This window comes from Nonomuraea sp. NPDC003201 (assembly GCF_053590415.1).
Genome location: NZ_JBSFTC010000037.1, coordinates 1 through 24470, shown reverse-complemented (window position 1 = coordinate 24470; position 24470 = coordinate 1). Strand labels below are relative to the sequence as shown.

Genomic DNA, 24470 nt, shown 5'->3' with positions numbered 1-24470 from the left:
ATGCCCCGGACCCACGGGAAGCGCTGCCCCCTGCCCACCCTCGGCTCTCAACTCTGGGACGAATGGGACCACCGGCGGGCATGGTGCACATTCGGAACGCTCGCCCGCTCGTTCGTTCGGAAGGGGTGAAGCACGATGGCCCGCGAGATCTTGCCGGTCGCCGATCGAAAACAGGTGCGCGCCTACGCCAGGCGGCTCACCCTCCGCTACCCGCGACAGCTCACGATCGCGCTGACCCTGCACGGCCTGGCGGCCGTCGCGGGGCTGGCGGTGCCGTGGCAGCTCGGCGGGCTGGTGGAGGACGTCCAGTACGGCGTCGAGGTCAACGTCGCGGTCGTGGCCGCCGCCATCGGGGGCTTCCTGCTGCTGCAGGGTGCGCTCATGCGGTTCGCGGTGCTGGCCTCCGCCAGGCTCGGCGAGAAGGTGCTGGCGGAGCTGCGCGAGGAGTTCGTGGACCGGGTGCTCGGGCTGCCGCTGTCCACCGTCGAGCGGGCCGGGTCCGGCGACCTGATCACCCGTACCTCGCGTGACGTGGACGCGCTGTCCCGCACCGTACGGAACGCCGTCCCGGAGACGCTGATCGCCCTGGTCACCTTCCTGATCACGGTCGGCGCGCTGCTGCTGGTCAGCCCCCTGCTCATGCTGCCGATGCTGATCGCCGGGCCGGTGATCTGGGTCTCCACGCGCTGGTACCTGAAGCGGGCACGAGACGGCTATCTCCGCGAGAACGCCGCCTATGCCGACATGACGGAAGGGCTGGCCGAAACCGTCGAGGGCGCCCGTGCCGTGGAAGCGCTCGGCCTGCAGGCGCGCCGCCGATCACGTACCGACGACGACATCAGCCGCTCCTTCGCCGCCGAGCGCTACACGCTGGGGCTCCGCACGGTGTGGTTCCCCGCCGTCGAGCTCGGCTACGTGATCCCCGTCGTGACCACACTGCTGGTCGGGGGCCTGTTCTACACCAATGGCTGGGTGGCGCTCTCCCAGGTGGCCACCGCCACGCTCTACGCGCAGCAGCTGATCGACCCGCTGGACAGGTTCCTGATGTGGATCGACGAGTTGCAGGTGGGCGGGGCGTCCATGGCCCGGCTGCTGGGCGTGGCCAACGTCCCCGACGACCGTGCGGCCGGCTCCTCGCGTCCCTCGGGCGAACTCCTGGAGGCGTCCGACGTCCGGTACGCGTACCGGGAGGGCCGGGACGTGCTGCACGGCGTCTCCCTGACCGTCCGGCCCGGCGAACGGCTCGCCATGGTGGGCCCTTCGGGGGCCGGAAAGTCCACACTGGGCCGGCTGCTGGCGGGCATCCACGGACCGCGTACCGGCTCGGTGTCCGTCGGCGGGGTCCCGCTCGTGGACCTGCCGCTGGACGAACTGCGGGGGCACGTGGCGCTGGTGACGCAGGAGCACCACGTGTTCAAGGGCTCGCTGCGCGACAACCTGCTGATCGCCCGCCCGGACGCCTCCGACGCGGCCGTACGCCAGGCGCTCGAAGCAGTGGACGCCCTGGGCTGGGTCCTCGCCCTGCCTGAGGGCCTGGAGACGGAGGTGGGCTCCGGCGGCCTGGCGGTCTCGCCCGCCCAGGCGCAGCAACTCGCCCTGGCCCGCCTGGTGCTCGCCGACCCGCACACCCTGGTCCTGGACGAGGCCACCTCCCTCATCGACCCCAGAGCGGCCCGCCACCTCGAACGCTCGCTGGCCGCCGTCCTCGACGGCCGCACCGTGATCGCGATCGCCCACCGCCTCTACACGGCCCACGACGCCGACCGGGTGGCGGTCGTGGAGGACGGCCGGATCAGCGAGCTGGGCTCCCACGACGACCTGGTGGCGGAGGGCGGCTCCTACGCCGCCCTCTGGACCAGCTGGCACGGCGCCCCAACCACCACCTCCTCCTGAACGACCCACCCCAACCGAAACCCCGGGTGAGCTGGGTGTCGAGCGACGTGGCAGCCTCCGCGCTTGCACTCGGGCGTCAGGCACTGCGGGCGACACACCGCTGGGACATCGGGCGCCGCTGCGCTGGACGTCGAGTGGGGTATCGGCCTCCGCGCTGCACCCGGGCGTCGGGCAGCGGGGGCTACGCGCCGCGCCAGGACGTCCGAGGAGCGCCGTGCTGGGTATCGGATGGCGCCGCTGCGTTGGACGTCGGGTGGTGTTGTCGACCTTCGCGCTGACACTCGGACGTCGGGCAGTGGGGAAACGCGCCGCGCCGGGACATCGGGCGCCGGGAGATGGGGGCTACGTGCCGCGCCGGGACATCGGGCGCCGGGAGATGGGGGCTACGTGCCGCGCCGGGACGTCGGGCGCCGGGAGATGGGGGCTACGTGCCGCGCCGGGACATCGGGCAGTGAGGTGGTTCATGCGCTGCACCGGAGGCGTCAGACGGCGACGCGCGGGTGTTGGGCAAATGGGGGGTCATGCCACGGGCACCCAGGTCGGGCCGTCGTCGGTGGTGTGGTCGACGCGGCCGAACACCACGTCGGCGAAGTGCACGCCGAAGCCGATCGTGTCCGGACGCTGCAGCTCGTTGACCAGCCGGTGCCGGTGCACCGTCGACTCCACCGAGTCCAGGTCCGAACCGGCGAACCAGTCGGGATGCCGGATCTGGGCTGAGGAGTGCAGCGCGTCGCCGAACGCGATCAACCGCTGACCGCCGGACGCGATCGTGTAGGTGGCGTGCCCGAACGTATGCCCGGGAGCCAGCGCCACCCGCACTCCCGGGAAGATCTCCTCGTCGTCCCGCACGGTACGGACCCGGGGCGCCAGCGCGGCGAGCATCTCGTCGGTCGTCCCCTGCTCAAGGCTCAGCTGCCGCTGCTCCCATTCGGGCTCGGAGATCAGGTAGTCGGCCTCGGTGAACGCGGGACGGTTGCTACCGGGTGCGGGGTGCCAGGCCCAGCCGAGGTGGTCGAGGTGCAGGTGGGTGAAGGCCACTGCCTCGATCTCGTTGGGCCGCCGACCCAGCTTGGCGAGGTTGTCGAGCAACTCGCCACCACGGATGGAGCCGATCTTCGGATTCTCCGGATCGTCGGGTACGGACACCGGCCCAACGCCGGCATCGATCAACAAGGCCCTCTCGCCGTACTCCACCAACAGCGCACCGATGCTCCCTACGAGGTTCCCCGTGTGGTCGAGGAAGGCGGCGTTGTCCTTCCAATCCTGCTCTGTCGTCTCGAGCAACCACCCGTACGGCTTGAGCTGCACCGCGCCGTCAGGCACATAACTGATCTTGAGCTCGCCGAGCTGCAGGGAACGGGCAGAGGACGGCCGACGCAGCCGCTCTTCGTAGCTGTTCATGGCAGAGAAACTTACAACTAGAACTATTAAAGCTGCAAATATGCATACTTGAGCTATCCTGACGCTGTGAAGTCGCCCGAGCCCGCCACAACTGCCAGCCTTGCCACCACCAGTGGTGACGCCGCCAGCCCTGCCACCGCGAGTGGTGATACCGCCGGCGATGACGCCACCAGGCTTGCCACCACGAACGGTGACGCTACGAGCGGTGACGCGGCCAGGCTTGCCACCGCCAGCGGCGACGTTACGAGCGGTGGTGTCACCGGTGTGGATGTCACCCGTGTGGATGCCGCCAGTGGCAGCGCTGCCGGCAGCGCGGAGCGTGCCCTTGCCGAGCGGAATCTGTGCGGCCTCGTCGGTGCGTTGGCCAAGCAGATCGAGGGCCATATCAGGGAGCGGGCGGTCGCGCTGGACCTGACGGCGGCCCAGGCGGTGGCGCTGCGCGAACTCACCGGCCCGATGACCATGCGTGACCTGGCCGATCGGATGAGTTGCGAGCCGTCGAACGCCACCTTCGTCGTCGATCGGCTGGAGGAGCAGGGCATCGTCGAACGGCGCCCTCATCCCGGTGACCGCCGGGCCAAGCAACTCGTGCTGACCTCCGAAGGTGTCGCGCTCCGCGAGCGACTGATCGACCTGCTCACTGAGGGCTCACCCTTGGCCCGGCTCACTTCGGAAGAGCAGGCCGCCCTCAACGACCTCCTCACACGGGTGGTGCGATAAGCGGGTGGCGCGATAGCCGGAGTCCGGTGATCGCGCGGGGGTTGCGCGACGTGTGCGGTGTGGGACGTCATGGGGAGGGCGTCCGATTGTGGGGTCAGGGGTGTGGCGTCAGCATTCTGTTTTGGTGGGGGGCAGGGTGCGGTCGGTGAAGTAGCGGTTGATGTGGTCGCGGGCGCAGGGGTTGGCGCCGTAGAGCGTGTGGCCGGGGCCGTTGTGGCGGATGGTGGCGCTGCCGGGCACCTGGGAGAGGACGCGGGTCACGGCGTCGGACTCGCCCCAGGCGCCTGCTCCCAGCATGGGTGGGAGGCCCTTGGGGAGAGGGGTGGGCGGGTTGGTGACCGGTTGGGGCCAGCCGATGCAGCCCAGGGTGGCTGAGGCGAGGGTGTTGGCCGTGCCGGTGTTGGGGGCCACGCGTTGCAGGCGCTTGATGGCGGCGGTCATCTCCTTGCGGTTGGCGAAGCGGGGCCAGTCGGCGCATTCGGTGACGCCGGTGGCCTGGTCGGGGTAACGGGCGCCGCGTTGCGGGACGAAGTCGGAGGCGTCGCCGTCGGCGGCCTTGCGGATCGCCTGGGCGAGTTTGGGCCAGGCGGCGGTGCCCTGGCGGGCCAGGCCCAGGGCGAAGCTCTGGAGGTCGCGGGTCTTGTAGGCGACGTTGGCGGTCTTCGTGGGGATGGGGGTGCGGTCGGCTCGGGCGATCAGGGTGCGCCAGAGGGCTGGGACGTCCGCGCAGTCGTTGGAGGCGCACCAGGTGAAGAAGCGTCGCAGGAACTGCTCGTTGGACTTGGCCATCTCCTCCAGCTCGCGCTCCCAGTCGGCGGCGCTGTGGCTCCACGTGCCGTCGAGGACCATCGTGCGGATCCGGTCCGGGAAGAGGCGGGCGTAGTCCTGGCCGTAGAAGCCCGCGTAGGAGGCGCCGTAGTAGTTGAGCTTGTCGTCGCCGAGGGCCTTTCTGATGGCCTCCATGTCTCTGGCCTGGTCCGCCGAGCTCATGTTGGCGAACAGCTCGGGATCCTTGAGCCGGCAGGCCTCGGCGTAGCCGCGGTTGGTGTCGGACAGGCGGCCGAAGTCGGCGTCGTCGCGGGGTGAGTCGGGGATGGGGACGCGGGTCCAGGCGCATTGCAGGCCCGTGCTGAGGCCCCCGAACTGCTCGCCGTAGCCGCGGGTGTCCCACGTGACGATGTCCATGCGTTCGCGGAGCTTGGTCCACCAGTCGGAGGCGGACTGCGTGATGCCGATGCCGGGGCCGCCGGGGCCGCCGTAGGCGATCAGGACCGAGCCTTCGGACTTGCCGGTGGCCTTCAGCCGGCCCAGCTTGAGGGTGATCTTGCGGCCGTCCGGCTTCTGCCAGTCGGCCGGGACCTGGAGGTCGCTGCACTCCATGCCGATCTTGTCATTGGGGCAGGTCTGCCACTGCTGCGGCCCGCCGGCGGTGACCGCCGCGGACGCCGAGGTGGTCGGCAAGGTCCCCATGCCCAGCAAGGCCAGGGTGATGGTGAGGGGCTTGAGCATGGCGTTCACGATGCCGGAGGGGGAGGTGGAAGCGCGTCGGACCAGGGTTTGGTCTTTTGGGGGTGCGGGTCCAACCAGGGGTTGTCAGACCGCTGCACGCCCCGACCGGTTGGCGAGGGTTTGTGGGGACACTCGACCCAGTGCCGCCGGGCTCGGCCTGGAGACGAAGGCGGCCAGGACGGGCCGTTGTGGGTGGGATGGGCCTTGCGGCGGTGGGGTGGCGTTGTCACGATCGACGGCGTGGGCAAATGGCAGTGGGTCTGGGAAGGCGCGCTCGGGGTCGTCACGGTGCTGGGGCTGGCGATGGTCCTGTTCACCGCTCCCGGCGGGCACCTGCTGAACATCCTCGCGTCCTCCGCGCCGCTCGGCCTGGTCGCCGTGGCGCTCTCCCTGTCGATGCGCGCCGGCACGCCCAACCTGGCCGTGGGCTCGGTCGCCGCGCTGTCCGGAGTGCTCATCGCCTCCGTCGTGGTCGTCCTCGGCATGCCGCTGGTCGTCGGGGTGCTCCTCGTCATCCTGCTCGCCGCGCTCTCGGGGCTGGTCATGGGGGCGTTCACGGTGCTGCTGGAGGCGCCGGCCTGGGCGGTCACGCTCGCCGCCGCCGTGGTCTGCGACGCGTTGTCGCTCGCGTTCACCCAGGCCAGGACAATCCTCCTGCCGGAGGCGCCGTCGCTCTCACCCGTGGTGGGGTTCGCGGTGTTCGCCGTCGTCTCGGTGGCGGGCGGGCTGTTGTGGGCGCGGCGGGAGTTCCGGCAGTGGCTGGCCAAGGGGTGGGTCGGCCCTCTCGTCGGGCTGGCCGGGTCCTGCGTGCTCGCCGCTTTGGGTGGGTTCGTGCTGCTGTTGCGGCTGGGAGCGGCGCAGCCGGGCTCTCAGGGGCTGTTCACCATGGTGTTCGCGCTGGCGGCCGTTCTCCTGGGCGGCACCGGCCTTCCGAGCCTTTCGAGCCTTCCGAGCCCTTTGAACGGCGCCGGCGCGGCGAGCACGGTGGCCGACGGGGGACGTGGGGGCGTCGCCGGCACCCTGCTCGCCGTGCTCATCCTGGCGATCGTGCAGGGTGAGCTCACCCTGCTGGCGGTCCCCACGTACGTCATCATGATCGTCCTGGGTGGCGTCGTGATCGCCGGTCTGGCCGTGTCCCGAGCGCTCGATGCCTTACGTCAGTGAAGCCCACGTCGGTGAAGCCCACGTCGGTGAAGCCCACGTCGGTGAAGCCCACGTCGGTGAAGCCCACGTCGGTGAAGCCCACGTCGGTGAAGCCCCACGTCGGTGAAGCCCCACGTCGGTGAAGCCCACGTCGGTGAAGCCCCACGTCGGTGAAGCCCACGTCGGTGAAGTCCCCGCGTCGGTGGGTCAGCCCAGTGACTTCTTCAGGAAGTCGACCTGGAGCAGCAGCAGGTTCTCCGCCACGACCTCCTGGGGCGTCATGTGCGTCACCCCGGAGAGCGGGAGCACGCTGTGCTGCCGGCCCGCCGCGAGCAGGGCGGACGACAGGCGCAGCGTGTGGGCGGCCACCACGTTGTCGTCGGCCAGGCCGTGGATCAGCAGCAGCGGGCGTTCGAGCTTGGACGCGTCCGCGAACAGCGAAGAGTTCTCGTACACCTCGGGCTGCTCGTCCGGATGGCCCAGGTATCGCTCGGTGTAGCACGTGTCGTACAGCCGCCAGTCGGTCACCGGTGCCCCCGCCACCGCCGCGTGGAACACGTCCGGTCGCCGCAGCACTGCCAGCGCGGCCAGGAAGCCGCCGAACGACCAGCCGCGAATGGCCACCCTCGTCAGGTCGAGATCGTCGGGATACTGCTCGGCCACCCCCTGCAGGGCGTCGATCTGGTCGTCGAGCGCGGGGGTCGCCAGGTCGTTCAGCACGGACCGCTCGAACTCGGGGCCCCGGCCAGGGGTGCCGCGCCCGTCCGCGACGATGACCGCGAAGCCCTGCTCGGCGAACCACTGGCTCTCCAGGAACGCGCCGCGCCGGTTGAGCACGCGCTGCGCGTGCGGCCCGCCGTACGGGTCCATGAGGACCGGCAGCCTCCCGGAGCCCTGCTCGTGCCACGAGGGCAGCACGACGGCGGTGGCCAGCTCGCGGCGGCCGGAACGGCCGAGCGAGACGCGCAGGTCGAGCCCGGGCCGCTCGGCGAACGACGGGATCGGCACCGCCATGCCGTCGCGCCGCACGACCGTGGTCGAGACGCCCTCGGCGTCGAGGCTCTGCTCGGTCAGGACGCCCACGCCGCCGGACATCCGCCCCGAGAACACCCCGGAGCGGGTCGAGACGGGCAGCAGCGAATGACCGTCCCACGTCCACAGGTGAACCTCGGTCGGATCGCCGCTCGCGCTGAACAGCACGCTGTCGTGATCGACGTCGAGCACCGCCCGCACCTGCAGCGTGGGCGGGGTGACCGCGCGGTCGCCCACGAAAAGCCGGTTGCCACCCTCCGAAGCGGCCACCCACACCAGCGACCCGTCGTCGAGGTGCGCGGGCACGCCGGACACGATGTCGACCCAGGCCGGATCGGTGTCCTCGCGCACCAGCGCGGTCGCGCCCGTCGCCGGATCGACCGTGAACAGCCGCATCGTGCGCTGGTCGCGCGTCAGGGTCACGATCGACAGCGCGTGGGAGTCCCAGGCCGCCGTTGTGAGGTATTCCTCCTCGTACGGCACCGCGACCCGCGACCCGTCGAGCCCCAGCACGAACAGCTCGGTGACCGCGTTGGGCGTGCCGGCGGCCGGATAGCGCTGGGCCGACGCGGGACGGTCGGGGTTGGCCGGGTCGGCGATGTGCCAGACGTGGACCGGGGCCTCGTCGGAGCGTTCGACCAGCAGCGCGTCGCCCGACGGCGCCCACCAGTAGCCGCGCATCCGGCTCATCTCCTCGGCGGCGATGAACTCGGCCAGCCCGTACGTCACGGTCTCCGACTCCGGCGTGGCCAGCGCGCGGTCCTCGCCGGACGCGAGGTCCTGGACGCGCAGCGCGCCGCCGGTGACGTACGCGACATGTCCCCCGTCCGGGGACAGACGGGGATCGATGACCGCGCCCGGCGTGTCCAGCCGGCGGGCCTGACCGGTCGCGAGGTCCACGACGTAGAGAGCGCCGGACAGGGCGAAGGAGGCCCGCGTGACGTCCGTGTCGGTGGCGTACGCGACCACGCCGCCCGCCGCCTCCCGGCTGCGCTCGCGCCTGGCCCGCTCCTCCGGCGGCAGGTTCTCCTCGTCGGCGTCGAGCGCGCGCGGGTCGACGACCAGGCGCTCGACGTGGGTGTCGGTGTCGAGCTCCCACAGGCACGTCACCGGATCGGTGCCCGATTTCGTACGGAGGAAGACCACCCGGCCGCCGTCCGGAGTGATCGTGAAGCTCCTGGGCACTCCGAGGGTGAACCGGCGGGTCCTGGCAGACAATCGCGGGAAGCTCTCGCTCATGCGCCCAATCCTGCCACCGCCGATGAGGAACCTGCGCAATGGCGTCCGGAGCCCGTCGGTACGCTCATCCCTATGACTGATCGACGGCTCCTCCTCGTACACGCCCATCCGGACGACGAGTCGATCGGCACCGGGGCGACCATGGCCAAGTACGCCGCCGAGGGAGCTCACGTCACGCTCGTGACCTGCACTCTCGGCGAGGAAGGCGAGGTCATTCCCGCCGATCTCGCCCACCTGGCCGCCGACCAGGACGACGCGCTCGGGCCGTACCGGATCGACGAGCTCGCCGCCGCCTGCCGGGCGCTCGGCGTCGAGGACCACCGCTTCCTGGGCGCGCCGGGCCGCTGGCGGGACTCGGGGATGATGGGGGTGGCGTCCAACGACCACCCGAAGGCGTTCTGGCGCGCCGACCTCGACGAGGCGGCGGGAGAGCTCGTCAAGGTCATCCGTGAGGTACGCCCGCAGGTCCTCGTCACGTACGACGACAACGGCTTCTACGGGCACCCCGACCACATCCAGGCGCACCGGGTTTCGCTCAGAGCGTTCGAGCTGGCCGCGAAACCGGACTTCGGCGAGGGCGAACCGTGGCAGATCGCGAAGTTCTACCACACGGCCCTCGCCCGATCCGTCATGCGGCGCACGACCGAGGCGCTGCGCGGGGCGGACGTCGGCTTCCTGGTGGAGGACGTGGAGGACATGCCGTTCGGCAACGCGGACGAGGACGTCACCACCGAGATCGACGCCCGCCCGTGGATCGGCGCCAAGATGGAGGCCATGCGGGCGCACGCCACGCAGATCGTCGTGGACGAACCGTGGTTCGCGCTGTCCAACAACATCGGCCAGGAGGTCCTGGGCGTGGAGCACTACCGGCTGGCCATCGGCGTGCCCGGACCCGCCGTGCCCGGCCCGCCCATCGAGGCGGGCGGTCTCGGCGAACCGCACACCCGCGAGAACGATCTCTTCGCGGGCATCCACTAACCTCGTGCGACATGGAACATCGCAGCCAGGCCGAGTCGGCGCTGGGCGGAGCGGCGTACGGCATGCTGTTCGTGCTCGGCGTCGTCATGGGGGTCGTGGGCGGCTTCACGCATGCGGTCCGGCAGATGGGGCCCGTGCCGATCGCGGCGGTCGTGTGGGTGCTGGCGTTGTTCGCGGTGTGCCTCGGGGCGGGCAAGCTGATGCGGGGCAAGCTCGGGGCTTTCATGACGGCGGTCGGATGGCTGCTGGTCACGATGCCGTTCACGCTGAAGCTGAGCGCCGGCGATCTGGTGATCGCGGATGGTCCGCCCGGGTACGTGTACCTGTACGGAGGGTTGACGGCCATTGTGGCGGCCTATCTGCTTTCGCCCTCGTCAGAGGGGGGATCGTGGCTCTTGCATGGGTACCCTCAGAAGAACTCTATGTAGCGGCATAAAGTAGCGTTCGTGCATTCCATCGAGCGGCCAGTGGACCCTGAGACTTACCGCAAGGTCGTCGGTCGCTTCGCCACCGGAGTCGCGATCGTCACCACCAGGCTGGACGATGTCGATCATGCGATGACGGTGAATTCGTTCACCTCTGTCTCCCTCGATCCGCTCCTCGTGCTGTTCTGCGCGGAGAAGGTGGCCCGGTTCCACGACGCGGTGCTGGAGGCGGGGGTGTGGGGGGTCTCCGTGCTGCCCGCCTCGATGGAGGACGCCTCGCGCTTCTTCGCCCACCGGGGCCGGCCGTTGAACGGGCAGCTCGCGCGGTGGCCGCATCACCTGGGGGAGTCGGGGGTGGCGTTGTTCGACGGGGCCATCGCGACGGTGGAGTGCGTGACGACGGCGGTGCACGACGGCGGGGACCACTCGATCGTGGTGGGCGAGGTGACGGCCCTGGACACGCCTTCGGACGGGGCGCCGCTTCTGTACCACGAAGGGCAGTACAAGACCCTCTGGCGGGCATGAGCCGGGCCAGGCGCGTGGCCTGGCCCGCTCACTTGCTCGCCTCCCGGCCGGCTACTGAGTGGTGGCGCTGGTCGATTCCGACGGCGTGGTGGTCGCAGTCGCCGTCGGAACGCTGGTGCCGGTCGGCGTCACCGTGTCCGGCGGGGTCTCGGAGGGGAGCTCCGGCTCCTCCGCCGGCGGCGGACAGGTGGGGATCCCCGGCGCGCTCTCCGTCGGTGTCACGGAGTCGGTCGGGCTCGTGGTGGATGTCTCGGTCGGGCCCGTGGTGGGGGGCGTGGTCGGGGTTTCGGTCGGAGTTCCGGTGGGAGTTTCGGTCGCGCTGTCAGTCAGGGTCGGGGTCGGCGTCGGCGGGTCGGTGACCGGCGGGGACTCCGTGCCCGTGGCGGTGGGTGTCACCGTGTCCGTCGGCCCGGTCGTCGGCGGAGGGGTCTCCGTCGGAACGGTCGTCGGCGGCGGCAGGGTCTCCGTCGGCTCGACGCTCGGCTCGATGCTCGGCCGGCAGGTGAACGTCACCGTCTGCGTGACCGTCGGCCCCGGCTCGGTGACCGTGACCTGCTCCTTCACCGTCACCGTCGGGAGGGGCGTCATGGTGACCGCCGGTTTGCCCTTTTTCTTGTATGTGCCCCGGCCGAGCCGCTCCGTGGACTCTCCCGAGCCCTCGGTCACCGGGAAGTCGACGCTGGTCGTCTTGCAGGATCTGCCCTTGCAGACCCGCTGCTTGATCGAGAAGAGAGCAGCTTGCGCGTCTGTGATCGATACATTCAGGTAGGAGACGCCTCGCCTCTTGACTACCTTCGTCGTGGCGGTGTACTCCCCGATCGTGGGAGTCTCCGTGGGTGCCGGACTCGTGGTCGGGACGGTGGTTAACGCCACGTTTGCGCCTAGAGCGCCTAGTCGGTTGTCAGTGGATCGTAGGGGATCGGTCGCTGACGTCTGGGTGATCGCCACTCCGCCGGCTCCTGCCAGTGCGACGGTGCCGAGCAGCGCGCCCAGGATGGAGAATCTCATAATCCTGCTCTTGTGGGAGATTTCAGGACGGGGATCATTATTCCGACTTGTCAAGATTGGTCAAGACTGAGACGCATGGACAGGCGCTTCCGGTTCCGGCGGGTGGCGAACTACGTGAACCTCGCCACACCGCTCGGTCTGCTGATCTCGATCATCGGTGGCGCGACCAGGAACCCCGGCCCCGACGGGCTCATCCTGGCCTTCGGCTACCGCTACCGCTTCCCCATCGCGGGGGCGTTCACCGTGGGAAACGTCGTCCTGACCAGGTGGGACGCGCTCCCCGATCGACTCGTCCGCCACGAGGGCCGGCACGCCACCCAGTGGGCCTGGTGCGTCGGCCTCCCCATGCTGCCGCTCTATCTGCTGTCGATGCTCGTGTCGGTGATGGTCTGCGGCAACCAGGCCACGTACAACCTCTTCGAGCGCCTGGCCGACCTGGAGGACGGCGGCTACCCCCGCGCCCGGCTGTGGTGGCGACGGCGGAGCGGCGGCGAGTGAGACCGGGGCGCGTGAGGCGGGGGCGCTTGCCCTCCGGGGTCAGCGGGTGCCCTCCGGGGTCAGCGGGGCGCTCCCTGCGGTGCGGGAGCGCGTCTTGACGAGCCCTTCAGGCCGCCCAGCATGAGCGAGGCGATGGCCAGGCCGGAGATGGCGCCGGCGCAGAGGACGGAGGCGGTGGAGGGGGACACGGGCTCGATGCCCGCCAGTGCCAGGGCCGAGACGGCGGTGGCGGTGGCCACGTAGAGCCAGGTGGCCAGGCGGATCCAGCGGACGCGGGAGCCCTCGGAAGGCAGCGTGCGGGACAGCAGCCAGGACAGGGCCGGCAGCAGGAGGACGCCGTGCATGAAGATCGCGTGCGCGGGTTTCAGGGCCGTGGCCACCGTGTACGCGAGCTGCTGGTTTCCCGTCACCACCTCGACGACGCCACGGGCGATCATGACGGCGCCGAACGCCATGGCGGCGAGGAGCGTGGCGAAGCCCGCGCGGACGGCCAGGCGCATGCTCGGGGCGAGGTCCGGATCGGGACGGAACGCGGCGATCGTCATGACGATCCCGATGGCGACGAGGACGCCGCCGCCTGCCGCCAGGGTCCTCGCGACGGCCGTGTCGAAGGCGGTCTCCATGTTGAAGTGGGACGGGACGCCTCGCCAGGCCTGGAGGGTGATCAGGGCCACCTCCAGCGCGGACGCCACCGCGAAGGCGCCGACCACGAGCGGGCGGGCGCGGAGCCGGACGAACTGGGAGACCCAGGTGAGGGTCAGCACGCTCAGCCCGAACGACACGCCGAACGTGAACGGCTTGCGCCACGACACCGCGCCTTCCCACGGCCCGCCGTCCACGACGAACACGCCCAGGTGAACCAGGCCCGCGAGCACCAGCAGGACTCCGATGAGGTACCAGAGGCGATTCATGCCGCCATGGTGGCAAGGCGGCGGGGGCCGGCGCGTCGGCCCGGGGTTTGGATCGCCTCTACAACCCTGGTCGTACGACCCGGGCGGTCAGGGGGTGAGCTTGAGGGTGTGGACGGCCGCCTTCTTGATCGACTCGGGCTTCGCGTACATCGGCAGCAGGTCGCCCTTGGCCCAGGCCTCCGCCTGATCCCAGTAGTTGTCGTGGAAGGCGTGTCCGGAGGCGCCCGTCAGGTTGATCCATCGGGACTTGTCCGTGTCCGACAGGTCGACGATCATGCGCATCGACGGGACGGCGGTGATCTCGTACCCCTTCTGGACGTTCCACCCCGTGGCGTTCACGGCGTCCTTGCCCCCCGCCACGGCCAGCGGCCCGCGGTTGAACAGGGCCTCCACCGGAGCTATCCCCGAGGTCCCCAGCGAGCCGTTGACCAGCTTCAACTGGTGCAGGTCGCCCCAGCGCCAGGACTTGACCTCGGGCCCGAGCCGGTCCGACAGCTCCTGGTACGCCGAGGCGAGCGCCTGGCGGAGGATGTCGTCGCGGGTCTCCTTGATGTTCTTGGTGGTCACGTCGTCCCAGAAGGGGTCGTCAGGAGCGTCCAGCAGGCGTCTGACGACCTCGTACCAGCGGTCCCCTCCGGCCGGCCGCGCCGCCTCCGGCAGGTCGTCGTCGAACGTCAGCGTGAGCACCTGCCGCCACACCGCGTTGAAGTAGGCGGCGGCGGTGGAGTCGAGGCCCTGCATGCGGTCCCACGTCTTCAGCAACTGCCTGGCCTCGCCGCTGGGCCCTGCCAGGTCCACCCGCATCAGGGCCGGGATCAGCGTCTCGGCGAAGCCGTTGTACGTGTCCTGCTGGATCGCCGACATGGTCGCCGCGTCGATCGGCCCCTTCTTGAGCGCTTCCTTGATGCGGTCGCGGATGCGTTCGGAGCGGTAGCCGTGCGCCCAGTCCTTGGTCAGCAGGGGTTTGTACCGCTTGGGGTCGATGACGGCGTTGTTGGCCGTGACGATGAACCCGTCGGCCGGGTTCTCCACCGAAGGTAACTGGTCGTACGGGATGGGGGCCGTCAACCAGTCGTACTCGCCCGTCCATCCCGGGACGGGCCACGTGCCGTCACCTTTGGCCCGCACGGGGATGCGCCCGGGAGCCTGGTAGCCGATCCTGCCCGTGGTGTCGGCGTAGATCAGGTTCTGGGACGGCACGTCGAACAGCGCCGCCGCCGCCCTGAACTCCTGCCAGTCGCCCGCCTTGTTCAGCGCGAAGACGGCGTCGGCCGTCCGGCCCGGCGTCAGCGCGGTCCACTGCAGCGCCACCGCGTTGGCCTCGCCGCTGGGTTTGGCGCTGCCGATGACGTCGTTGATCAGCGGCCCGTGCCGGGTGCTCCTGACCGTGATCGTGACCGGGGCGCCGCCCGCGACCTTGATCTGTTCCTTCCTGGTCTCCAGCTTCACCTGCTGGCCCTTGTACAGGTACGTGTCGCCCTGCACCTGCTCCAGGAAGAGGTCGGCCACGTCGGGGCCCAGGTTGGTGAAGCCCCACGCGATCTTGTCGGTGCGCCCGATGACCACACCCGGCACACCCGAGAACGTGAACCCGGTCACGTCGTACGGGCACGCCTCCGTGATCTTCCTGCAGTGCAGCCCCGCCTGGTACCAGACGGAGGGCATCTGCGGCGACAGGTGCGGGTCGTTGGCCAGCAGCGGCTTGCCGCTCTTGGTGTACTCGCCGGAGACCACCCACGAGTTGGACCCGATGCCCTCGCGGTCCTCCGTGCCCATCGTGCTCGGTACGGCGTCCAGGGTCTTGGCGGCCTGGGCGATCGCGCGGTCGGCGCGCTGCTGGGGCTCGGCGTGCTGGTTGAAGCGCCCCTGGTCGATGGTGCCCTCGGTGACGATCGGGCTGTGGCGGTCATACGGGTAGCCGGGGTAGAGCTGCTCGACGCGCTCCTTGGGCAGCTTGGTCAGCGCCAGCGCCCGGTCGATCTCGTCCTCCATGTTGGAGCGCAGGTCCCAGGCCATGGCCTTCAGCCAGGCCACGGAGTCGGCCGCGGTCCACTTCTCCGGCTGGTAACCGCCGTTCTGGATCTTCAGGATGGAGTATTCGAGGCTGCGGTCGGAGGCGTTCGGGTTGGCGCTGAGCCAGGCGTTCACGCCTCTCGCGTACGCGTCCAGGTAGTCCCGGGTGTCCTGGGCCAGGTCGGGGAGCTCCTCCTCGGCGACCTTGCGCCAGCCCATGGTCCTGATGGCCTTGTCGTTCTCGACGGTGGCCTTGCCGTAGAGCTCCGAGAGGCGGCCGGAGGTCAGGTGGCGGCGGAAGTCCATCTCGTAGAAGCGGTCCTGGGCGTGGACGAACCCTTGAGCCATGAACAGGTCCGCGGCGGTGTCGGCGTAGATGTGCGGGATTCCGTATTTATCCCGATAAATCTCCACATTCCCGGTTAGGCCTGGCAGCCGCAGCGACCCGTCCACCTGCGGGAACGACTTCCGCACCGTGTAGACGAGGACCCCTGCCAGCACCAGGACCAGCGCGAGCACTACGGACAGCACCCGAGCGAACCACCGCAACGGCCGCGGCATCCACGCGTAGGGCCTCACCGACACCTCCATCTCCGCCGAACTGGCATCAAGTCTGTCAGCCCGAGATCACTCCTCCGGCCGCCTTCCGCAACCCTGGGAGGAGGACTTGAGGGGCCTGGTTACGGGCGATCACCCCTCCCTCACTCGCCGCGTCCGCCAAGCAGAGGGCGACCCCGGTGCTCCCTCGTGAGAGTGAGTGAGAAATCGATCGCACCGGCGATCCGCGACGGCGGCGCTGATCGACAGGATGGGCGCATTCCACCTGCGCCCCTCTCACTTGGAGATGCTCCGATGAAGCTGTCAGCCGCCTGTCTCGCCCTCGCCACCCTCCTCGTGGCGACGCCCGCTCAAGCGGCCGCCACCACCCCGGCCCCCTCGACCCCGGCCCCCACCACCTCGGCCCCCACGCCGGGTGCCTGCCCGCCACCGGCCGTGGTCCGGCCCGATCCCGCCGCGCCGGTCCCTCCCGTCAACGCCACCGCGCTGGAGCAGTCCATCAAGGACCTGCCCGCGGCCGACGCCACCGCCGCGATCGTCCGGGTGGGCGGTACGAAGGGCTCGTGGCAGGGCGTCACCGGCGTGGCCGACATCACCACCCGGCGCCAGGCCTCCGCGCACGTACGCTTCCGTGCGGGCAGCGTGACCAAGATGTTCACCACCGCGGTCGTGCTGCAGCTCGTGGCCGAGGGCAAGGTCTCACTCGACGGAACCGTCCAGGACTACCTGCCCGGCCTGCTGCCCGACGCCTACCCCGAGGTCCGCGTCGGTCAGCTGCTCAACCACACCAGCGGGCTGCCCGCACCCGAGCTGCCCGGCACGTTCGACTGGGTCTACCGGACCCGGTTCAAGACCTGGACGCCTGAGGAGTACGTCGGGCTGGCCGTTCGCAACCCGATCGAGTTCGCGCCCGGCACCAGGCAGCACTACCTCAACACCAACACGTTCGTGGCGGGCATGCTGATCGAGAAGATCACCGGACGTTCGTACGAGCGCGAGGTCACGTCCAGGATCCTGCGCCCGCTCGGCATGCGGGACAGCTACCTGCCCGGCACCTCGCCCCGCATCCGCGGCCCGCACCACAAGGGCTACCAGTCCGTGCCAGCGGGCTTCGACGGCGCCATCGCCTACGGCGCGGGCCACGTGGTCGACATGACCGAGACCAGCGTCACCTCGACCTGGGCCTCGGGCGATCTCATCTCCACCGCCGCGGACCTGGAGAAGTTCGTCAAGGCGCTGTTCTCGGGGAAGGTCGTGCCGGCCGCGCAACTGGAGCCGATGTTCACGGTCCCGGACGTGACGATGTTCGACAAATGCGGCAACCAGCCGGCCGTCTACACCTCGGGCATGACGCGGCTCGTGCTGCCGGGCGGGATCGTCGCCTACGGCAAGACCGGCGCGCGGTACGGCTACGCCGCCGGCGTCGGCGCGACCCGTGACCTGAGCCGGGTCCTCGTCTACTCGGTCAACTCCACCGACGCCAAGGCATCGGGCCAGAACGACAGAACGCTGCGCATCGCCCTGGCCGCCTTCTCCCGATGAGCCGCCGGTGCAGGGCGCATCGTGCCCGAGCGGGATCACCGCGTCGGGTGTCGCCGCTCCCTGCCGGCCGACCGTTGTGGGGGTCAGGTCCAGGTCTGGCCGTCTGGGGTGTCCGCGACGCGTACCCCCATCTCCGCCAGCTCCTCCCGCAGCCGGTCCGCCTCCTCCCAGTCCCGGGCCTCCCGCGCCCGGTCCCGCGCCTCCAGGAGCTCCCCGGCCCCGGGAGGCAGCACCCGCGCCTTGCCGATCTCCGTCGAGAGGTCGAGCCCCAGCACCTGGTCCAGATGCAGGAACGTCTCGAACTTGGCCCCGGGCGCGACGGACTCGTCGCGTTCCAGGTCCCGGAGGATGCGCAGCGCGGACGGCGTGTCCAGGTCGTCGGAGAAGGCGGCCTCCACCCGTTCCGCGTAGTCCGCGGCCATCGGCGCGCTGGGCGACTCCGACCATTCGGCCACCCGGGCGCGCCACCGCCGCACCGTGCGGTCGGCGGCTCGCAGGGTGTCCCAGGTCAGGTTCAGCTGCTGCCGGTAGCGGTGCTCCAGGAACGCCATGCGTACGGCGAGCGGGTCGAGCCCGGCCGCGGCCACGTCCGACAGCAGCACCACGTTCCCCGTGGACTTGGCCATCTTGCGGCCGTCGAACAGCAGGTGCTCCCCGTGCACCCAGTGCCGCACCACCTCGTGCCCGGTCGCCGAGTTGGACTGGGCCCGCTCGTCCTCGTGGTGCGGGAAACGAAGGTCGATCCCGCCGACGTGGATCTCGAAGCTGGAGCCGAGGAAGCGGAGCGACATGGCCGAGCACTCCACGTGCCACCCGGGGAAGCCGCGGCCCCAGGGCGAGTCCCACGTGAGGTCTCCCGAGGAGGGCTTCCACAGGGCCCAGTCGGCGTGGAAGCGCTTGCGCGGGTCGACGGCGTCGATGCGGTGGGCTGGCTTGAGCGAATCCAGACGATTTCCCGAAATTTCGCCGTAAGTGGGGAAGGTTTGGACGTCGAAGAACACCGACCCGTCCGGCACCTCGTACGCGTGCCCCCGCTCGATCAGCTTGGCGATCAGCTCGATCATCAGGTCGACGGTCTCGCTCGCCCGGGGCGTGTGCTCCGGCGGGCGGAGGTTGAGCGTCGACGTGTCGTTCCTGAAGGCGTCCTCGTAGAAGCGGGCGAGCTCGCCCACCGAGCGCCCCTCCGCCCGCGCCTGCTCCAGGACCTTGTCGGAGCCGGCGTCGGTCAGGTGGCCGACGTCGGTGATGTTCTGGCAGGCCAGCACGCGTACCCGCCGCCGTTCGAGCACCCGCCTGATCAGGTCGGACAGCAGGTACGTACGGAGGTTGCCCACGTGGGCGTGGCGGTAGACGGTCGGCCCGCACGTGTACATGCGCACCGCCCGCCCCGCGACGATCTCCTCGACCTGCCGGGCACGCGTGTCGTAGATCCGGAGCATCCTCCGAGCCTAGCCGCGTCAGCCCCCCAGGAAGCCGAGGATGTCCCGGTCGCCGCGCTCGCGCAGCCTGCCCAGCACGTCCTCGCGCCCGGCCGTGTCGGGCATCCCGATCCTGGCCCCGATCAGCCGCAGCCCCTCAAGCTCCGAGCTGACGGGGGCGGTGTAGCCGATGAGATAGAGGGCGCGGTTCACGGGCGGCATCCCGACGGGCGCGGCAGGCAGGTAGCGGGTCAGCAGCTCGCCCCCGTCCGACACGGTCAGGAACACGTGATCGCCCTCGCTCGCCTTGAAGTCGGCCAGCACGTTGCGGATCGACCCCATGGTCGGCTGGTTGTGCCAGCTGATCACCACGTCCCCGGACGGGGTGGAAGCGGTGAGCTGCCCGCCCGGCGCCATCCCCAGGTACGCCGCGAAACCTGTGGGCAGCGGTGAACCGGACCCGCGCAGGTGCTCGGCGTTGACGTCCACCCGGTGCCACCAGCGGCCGTCGCGGGAGCGGAAGCTGCGCCGCGTCTCCGACACGTCCTTGCGCGGCTGGTACGGCTCCGCCTCCCCGGTCGGCGAGGTGCCGGCCACCCGGATCCAGCCCCGCTGCGTCCGCTCGAAGCCCGGCCCGCCCGAGTACGCCCGCACCGAGCTCTCGCTGACGTCGTACTTGGCGGTCAGGTTGGTGACGATCGTGCTCACCGAGGCCTCGCCGCCGGCCCGCTCGATCTCCCTGGCGATCATCTCCCTGATCCCCAGGTACTCGTCGCCGCCCCATCGCGTGAGGCCGTACTTGTTGCGGTCGACCCGGCGGAAGCGTTCGTCGGCGGTGAGCTGGTTGCGGATGCCGACCAGGCTGTAGTCCTCGCCGATGCGCTCCTGGATCTCCTCGGGCGACAGCGGCGCGCCCGCCACCGCCAGCACCGCCTCGGCCTTCTCGTTGATGCTGCGCGGCCACGGCACGACGTGCTGGCCCAGCACGCGCAGCTGCGGCACCGCCAGGATCCACCGCTCGGCCACGTCCTCGCGCACGCCGAGCTGGGTGACCATGGTCACCGCCTCGCCGAGCGGCCGCGGCCCGTCGGCGAACAGCTGCCGCGTCTTCTCCCGGAGCTCGTCGGCCCCGCCCGCCACGAGCCACCCGTCGGACTGCTCGTAGCCGGTCAGCAGCGTACGCACGAACCGCCACGCCGGGATCCCCAGCGAGCGCAGCTCGGCCCGGTGCCACGGCACGGCGGCCTGCAGGTCGTCGGCCGGGACCGCGGAGCCGAGCCGGCCGCGCAGCCAGGAGACGTGCGCGACGAGGGCCGACGCGTCCGGCTTGCCGAGCCAGGCCTCCACGTGGTCGCGCAGGTCGCGTTCGATCTGCCGGATCCGCTCCCGCGTGACCGAGAAACGCTGGGCCAGCTCGTCCAGCGTGGCCCGCTGCGCGGCGTAGAGCCGGTCGCGGGCGATGGCCCGCTGCCGGTCGTCCAGCGCCCCGAACAGGTCGTCGATCAACTCGGGCAGCGGCCTGTCCGGCCTGGACGGCGCGGGCGCGGCCTCGGGCGCCGGTTCGAGCAGCCGCTCGAACACGCCGGTGAACAGCTTCTGCACCACGTCCTTGCCCAGCGTCTCCGGCGTCCGCTCGGCCTCGGCGGGGTCGGAGAAACGCAGCAACGGGAGGATGTCGCCGACCATCAGATGACCCCAGCAGGCCACGGCGAGGTCGGCCAGGCGGCCGGCCACGGCCTGCGTCCCGACCATGGCGCACGCGCGATCGAGGGGGATCGCCTGCCACCAGGCCTCGGGCAGCTGTGGCTCCTCCACGATCGGCGCGATCTGACCAGGGGAGGTCCATCGCAGGGGTGGCGCGAGGTCGCTCAGGCTGAGGTTCATTGACGTCCAACCGGCAAAGGGAAGATATATCCGCAGTTCAGACTATGTGATTAGAGTGACAAAAACGGGCTGCCTCTTCCGGAATGGGAGATATAGAGCATCGCACGAGCCCGCGTGCAGGCGACGAACAGTATGCTCCGTTCACGTTGCAGGGCACGAGCCCGAGCGTCGGGTTCCTCGGGCGGCGGCTCGGGCACCACGCCCTCCGCCACGCCGATGAGCGCCACCCGCTCGAATTCCAGCCCCTTGAGATGTTGGAACGTCGAGGCCCGTACGTCCAGCCCGTCCAGCGCCCGCCTGGCATCCCGCACGAGCCGCGGATTGCGCGCGCCGACGGCGATCTCGTCCGCGGGCACGCCGTCCGCCAGCCACGACTCGACCGTGCTCCGCAGTCCGGCCAGCTCCGACTCCGGCGTCTCGTACGCCCTCACGATGGGCCGGTCGCCGTTACGCGTCGAGCGGAAGCCGTACATATTGGTCGTGCCCTTGACCAGGCCGCTGGCCGGGCCGCCGCGCAGCCGTATCACGAAGGACAGCAGCTCCTGGGGCATCCGGTAGGAGTGCCGCAGCGTGTGCTGGACGGCGGGGATGCCGACCGCGCCGAGCGCCACCCGCGTGTCGGTGATCCGCTGGTGCGGGTCGCCGACCACGAACAGGTCGTCGCGAGCCCGCGGCACCGCCGCGCGCAGCAGCCGCCACTGCGACGGGCTGATGTCCTGCGCCTCGTCCACGACGATGTGACGGTACGGCTTGCGCCCCGGGTCCACGTCGTCGAGCAGGTCGCCCGTCGCCAGGGAGAGCAGCCGGAGCGCCTCGTCCGTGAGCTGGGCCAGCGTCCGCGCCCCCGGGCCGACCAGCGCGGGGCGGCGGCCCTCGACGTCGGCCACGATGCGCAGGGCCAGGCGTTCGGTGTTGCCGACCTCGACCCGCTTGCGGACCACCTCGTCCTCGATCAGCAGGTCCAGCTTCGCCGACAGGTCCTCGGCCAGCGCCTGGGAGAACGTCACGAGCAGCACGGGCCCCGACCCGTGCGCGGCCAGGTGAGCGGCCCGCTGGAGGGCGACGACCGTCTTGCCGGTGCCCGCCCCGCCCACGACCAGCACCGGCTGCTCGAAACGGGCGGCCCTGGCCAGCCGGTGCTGCGGCGGGTCGAGAAATGTGCACCAGGCAGGCAGCCCGAGCACCCGGTCCAGCTCCACCTTGTCCGCGACGAACGCCGCCCGGTCGGGGCTGCGGCGCAGCGCCGCGTGCAGGTCCTCGGGGTCGATCGGCCCGGTGTCCTCGTCGGAGGCGCGCCAGGCGTCCAGCTCCCGCCACGCCTCGGCGAGCGTGCCGCCGCGGGCCAGCACGGCGAGCGGGACGTGCTGGGTCGGCGGGAGCAGGGGTTCGAGCGCGGCCACGTCGGCCTCGGTCGTGATCAGCCTGAACAGCGGCAGCGCGTGCACGTCGAGGCCGAGCCCCATCAGGTCGCCGTCGCAGATCGGGTCGTACAGTCCGGACGACCTGGCCGATCGGCGTAACGCGGGCTCGACGCGTTCGAGCGCCTCGGCGTCCCACTCCTCGACCACGCCGATCACGGGGTTGACCCCGAACCTGAAGCGTCGCGCGTACGACCAGGCCTCGGGGTCGGGCAGCACCGTACGCAGCCAGTACACGTCCCGCTGCCGCACCACCACCCCGCGATGGCCCTCGGCCAGCCGCAGCGTCGCGACCCGCGGATCCCGGCAGCCCCTGACCCGCTGGGGGTGCGGGGCGCCGGCCACGTTCAGCAGGAACCGGCGCAGCGCGACAACGGCGTCCCTGCGCACCGGCTGAGCCAGTGCGCCGAGCTCCCTGGGAAACTCAGGGCCGATCGCGAGCCGCGGCACCGGCTCAGTCCAGGAGGGCGAGCAGGTCGCGGTCCCCGCGTTCGCGGAGCCTGGTGAGCAGGTCAGGGAGCGCGACCGGTCCCGTCATGCCGATCCTGGTGGCGATCACCCTGGCCGCCTGATCTCGGGTGCCGCCCGGGGCCGTGTAACCGACCAGCCGGAGCGCCTTGGTGATCTTCTCGGCGCCCTGTGCGGCGACCGGGAGGTGCCTGGCCCTGAGCACGCCCTCGTCCGACAGCGTCAGGAACAGGTGCCCGCCCTCTCGCGCGCCCACGTCCACCAGGAGGCGTTCGATGGATTCGAGCACCGGCTTGCCGTGCCACGTCATGGTCAGCTCGCCCGCGGCGCTCCTGACCGTCCGGCTCTCGCCGGGGGACAGGCCCAGGTACGAGGCGAACCCCGTCGGCAGCGTGCACTCGCCGCCGGCCAGCTGCTCGGCCGTCACGTCGATGCGCAGCCACCAGCGTCCGTCGGGCTGCCTGAAGCAGCGCCTGGTCTGTGAGACGTCCTTCAGCGGCTGGTACGGCTTGTGCTCCCCGGAGTCGCCGTTGGCCTCCTCCACCTGCGAGGGGGCCGGGGCGAACGCCTGGAACTGCGGCGGGCCCGGGGGAGGGGACGGCGGCATCTGGGGCGAGCCGAACGCCGACTGCGGCTGCAACTGGGGCTGCGGCTGGGGGGACAGCGTCGCCAGCACGAACTGCCAGGCCGGGACCTCCAGAGCGCGGATCTCCACGTTGTGCCATTCGGCCGCGCCGATGAGCTGCTCCTTGTGGGCGGCCGGGCCCAGGGTCCTGCGCAGCTCCTCCAGATGGGCCCGGTACGGGGCCGCCTCCTCGCTCGACAGCCAGTGGTCGAGGCGGGTACGGAGCTCGTCCTCGGTGGCGGAGATCTCGGCCGGGGGGACGGCGAAGAGCTTGGCCAGCTGGTCCACGGCGGAGGGCTCGTCGGTGAAGACGCGGTTCTGGGCCACGGCCCAGCTCTTGTCGTCGAGCCCGGCGAACGCGGCCTCGATGAGGTCCGGCAGCGGCTGCCTCTGCGACGGGGCGGGCTCCTGCTCGGCGGCGATCGCCTGGGCGGGCTCCGGCTCGGGCGCCTCCTGGGCGGCCGGCTCGGGAGCGGGCTCGGGGGCGGGCTCCTCGGCGGCGTCGAGCACGGACTGTGGTTCGGACTGCGGCTCGGGCTGTGGTTCGGGCTGCGACTCGGGGGCGGGCGCCTCGTCGGCGGCCGGCACCGGCTCAGCGCCCTCGGCCGCGCCCTGCTCCGAAATGACGCCCTCGGGCTCGCTCTCATGCGAAGCGACGGCCTCGGGCGCCTCCTCATGCGAGGCGGCCTCGGGCTCGTCCTCCTGAGGAGCGGCATCCTCGGGCGCGCCTTCATGCGAAGCGGCGACCTCGGAGACGTCCTCGGAGGCGTCCTCCTGGGGAGCGGCGGCCTCGGGCTCGTCCTCGTGAGCTGCGGCGTCCTCCGGCGTGACGGCCTGGGGCTCGTCCTCCTGGGGAGCGGCGTCCTCAGGCGTTCCCTCGTGGGACGCCACGGCCTCCTCGTCCGCCGGGCGCTCGGCCTCGGCGGGCTCGGGAGCGGCCGCGTCCTCCTCGGGCTCGGGGTCGTCGATGACGGACCCGGCGGGGACGAAGTGGGCGACGGGCTCGGGGTCGTCGTCGATCACCGACCCGACGGCGGCGAACCGGACCACGGGGTCGGGCTCCTCGACCGGCTCGGGGGCCGGCTCCTCGGCCACGGGCTCCGGCTCGGCCGCGCCCCTCCCCGGCTCCCCGGCGGAGCGCGACGACGGCCCCTCAGGCGAGGGTGCCTCAGGCGAGGGGCCGTCAGACGCCGGCCCCTCGGCGGCATGCGACGACGGCGCGTCGGCGGGGACGAGCGCGGGCTCGGCCACCGCGGCGGGCG

The 24470-nt window shown here is 71.0% G+C and carries 17 protein-coding genes and 1 pseudogene; 8 read left to right on the top strand and 10 right to left on the bottom strand.

Translation table 11 applies throughout. The features are described from left to right. Positions 1 to 135 precede the first annotated feature (135 nt). Positions 136 to 1893 carry an ABC transporter ATP-binding protein gene (locus ACWDX9_RS16785; protein ID WP_449954388.1) on the top strand — a complete coding sequence of 586 codons (1758 nt, stop codon included), beginning with the start codon at positions 136 to 138 and terminating at the stop codon, positions 1891 to 1893. 519 nt (positions 1894 to 2412) lie between these two features. On the opposite strand, the gene ACWDX9_RS16780 is transcribed toward ACWDX9_RS16785, so the two are convergent. After that, on the bottom strand, positions 2413 to 3294 hold the full coding sequence (locus ACWDX9_RS16780) for an MBL fold metallo-hydrolase (RefSeq protein WP_449954385.1): 882 nt from the start codon (positions 3292 to 3294) through the stop codon (positions 2413 to 2415). A 66-nt stretch (positions 3295 to 3360) separates the two neighbouring features. Between ACWDX9_RS16780 and ACWDX9_RS16775 the strand changes: the two genes are divergently transcribed. Beyond that, positions 3361 to 4014, top strand: coding sequence for a MarR family winged helix-turn-helix transcriptional regulator (locus tag ACWDX9_RS16775; protein WP_449954382.1), 654 nt, complete (start codon positions 3361 to 3363; stop codon positions 4012 to 4014). A gap of 108 nt (positions 4015 to 4122) precedes the next feature. Here the strand turns inward: ACWDX9_RS16775 and ACWDX9_RS16770 are convergent, their stop codons facing one another. Further along, positions 4123 to 5523 (bottom strand): alpha/beta fold hydrolase, encoded by a 1401-nt coding sequence (locus ACWDX9_RS16770; RefSeq protein WP_449954379.1) that lies wholly within the window; start codon positions 5521 to 5523, stop codon positions 4123 to 4125. Between the two features lie 240 nt (positions 5524 to 5763). Here ACWDX9_RS16770 and ACWDX9_RS16765 point away from each other — a divergent pair, with 240 nt between their 5' ends. Further along, entirely contained in the window at positions 5764 to 6687 is a 924-nt protein-coding gene (locus tag ACWDX9_RS16765) for an ABC transporter permease subunit (RefSeq protein WP_449954376.1), read from the top strand. Between the two features lie 186 nt (positions 6688 to 6873). On the opposite strand, the gene ACWDX9_RS16760 is transcribed toward ACWDX9_RS16765, so the two are convergent. Next, the gene (locus ACWDX9_RS16760) at positions 6874 to 8937 is read right to left on the bottom strand and encodes a prolyl oligopeptidase family serine peptidase (RefSeq protein ID WP_449954373.1); all 2064 of its coding nucleotides are present in this window, start codon (positions 8935 to 8937) and stop codon (positions 6874 to 6876) included. 72 nt (positions 8938 to 9009) lie between these two features. On the opposite strand from ACWDX9_RS16760, the gene mshB reads away from it, so the two are divergent. Genes mshB through ACWDX9_RS16745 form a run of 3 tightly spaced genes read left to right on the top strand, consistent with a single transcriptional unit; the run spans position 9010 to position 10865 of the window. Next, positions 9010 to 9915, top strand: a complete 906-nt coding sequence (gene mshB, locus ACWDX9_RS16755) for an N-acetyl-1-D-myo-inositol-2-amino-2-deoxy-alpha-D-glucopyranoside deacetylase (protein ID WP_449954370.1) — start codon at positions 9010 to 9012, stop codon at positions 9913 to 9915. A gap of 11 nt (positions 9916 to 9926) precedes the next feature. Further along, positions 9927 to 10343, top strand: a complete 417-nt coding sequence (locus ACWDX9_RS16750; protein ID WP_449954367.1) for a DUF6113 family protein — start codon at positions 9927 to 9929, stop codon at positions 10341 to 10343. Positions 10344 to 10382: 39 nt separating this feature from the next. Then, on the top strand, positions 10383 to 10865 hold the full coding sequence (locus ACWDX9_RS16745) for a flavin reductase family protein (protein WP_397373206.1): 483 nt from the start codon (positions 10383 to 10385) through the stop codon (positions 10863 to 10865). 51 nt (positions 10866 to 10916) lie between these two features. Here the strand turns inward: ACWDX9_RS16745 and ACWDX9_RS16740 are convergent, their stop codons facing one another. Then, complete coding sequence (locus ACWDX9_RS16740; protein ID WP_449954364.1) at positions 10917 to 11813, bottom strand: hypothetical protein; 897 nt, start codon at positions 11811 to 11813, stop codon at positions 10917 to 10919. A gap of 135 nt (positions 11814 to 11948) precedes the next feature. Here ACWDX9_RS16740 and ACWDX9_RS16735 point away from each other — a divergent pair, with 135 nt between their 5' ends. After that, positions 11949 to 12371: a hypothetical protein gene (locus tag ACWDX9_RS16735; RefSeq protein ID WP_364242060.1), complete on the top strand. Its 423-nt coding sequence runs from the start codon at positions 11949 to 11951 to the stop codon at positions 12369 to 12371. Positions 12372 to 12430: 59 nt separating this feature from the next. On the opposite strand, the gene ACWDX9_RS16730 is transcribed toward ACWDX9_RS16735, so the two are convergent. Together ACWDX9_RS16730 and ACWDX9_RS16725 are read right to left on the bottom strand one after the other, a co-directional pair. Next, on the bottom strand, positions 12431 to 13282 hold the full coding sequence (locus ACWDX9_RS16730) for a hypothetical protein (protein WP_449954361.1): 852 nt from the start codon (positions 13280 to 13282) through the stop codon (positions 12431 to 12433). An 87-nt stretch (positions 13283 to 13369) separates the two neighbouring features. Next, positions 13370 to 15856 (bottom strand): penicillin acylase family protein, encoded by a 2487-nt coding sequence (locus tag ACWDX9_RS16725; protein WP_449954470.1) that lies wholly within the window; start codon positions 15854 to 15856, stop codon positions 13370 to 13372. Between the two features lie 291 nt (positions 15857 to 16147). Here ACWDX9_RS16725 and ACWDX9_RS16720 point away from each other — a divergent pair, with 291 nt between their 5' ends. Continuing rightward, a complete protein-coding gene (locus ACWDX9_RS16720) occupies positions 16148 to 17395 on the top strand; it encodes a serine hydrolase domain-containing protein (RefSeq protein WP_449954358.1) in 1248 nt (415 codons plus the stop codon). 83 nt (positions 17396 to 17478) lie between these two features. On the opposite strand, the gene cysS is transcribed toward ACWDX9_RS16720, so the two are convergent. From cysS to ACWDX9_RS16700, 4 genes and pseudogenes are all read right to left on the bottom strand, one after another. Next, entirely contained in the window at positions 17479 to 18834 is a 1356-nt protein-coding gene (cysS, locus tag ACWDX9_RS16715; RefSeq protein ID WP_449954356.1) for a cysteine--tRNA ligase, read from the bottom strand. Positions 18835 to 18852: 18 nt separating this feature from the next. Continuing rightward, a complete protein-coding gene (locus ACWDX9_RS16710) occupies positions 18853 to 20628 on the bottom strand; it encodes a sigma factor-like helix-turn-helix DNA-binding protein (RefSeq protein ID WP_449954353.1) in 1776 nt (591 codons plus the stop codon). A gap of 119 nt (positions 20629 to 20747) precedes the next feature. Beyond that, positions 20748 to 22565, bottom strand: coding sequence for a UvrD-helicase domain-containing protein (locus ACWDX9_RS16705; RefSeq protein WP_449954350.1), 1818 nt, complete (start codon positions 22563 to 22565; stop codon positions 20748 to 20750). 4 nt (positions 22566 to 22569) lie between these two features. Next, a pseudogene (locus ACWDX9_RS16700) lies at positions 22570 to 24470 on the bottom strand (hypothetical protein); the annotation flags it as partial.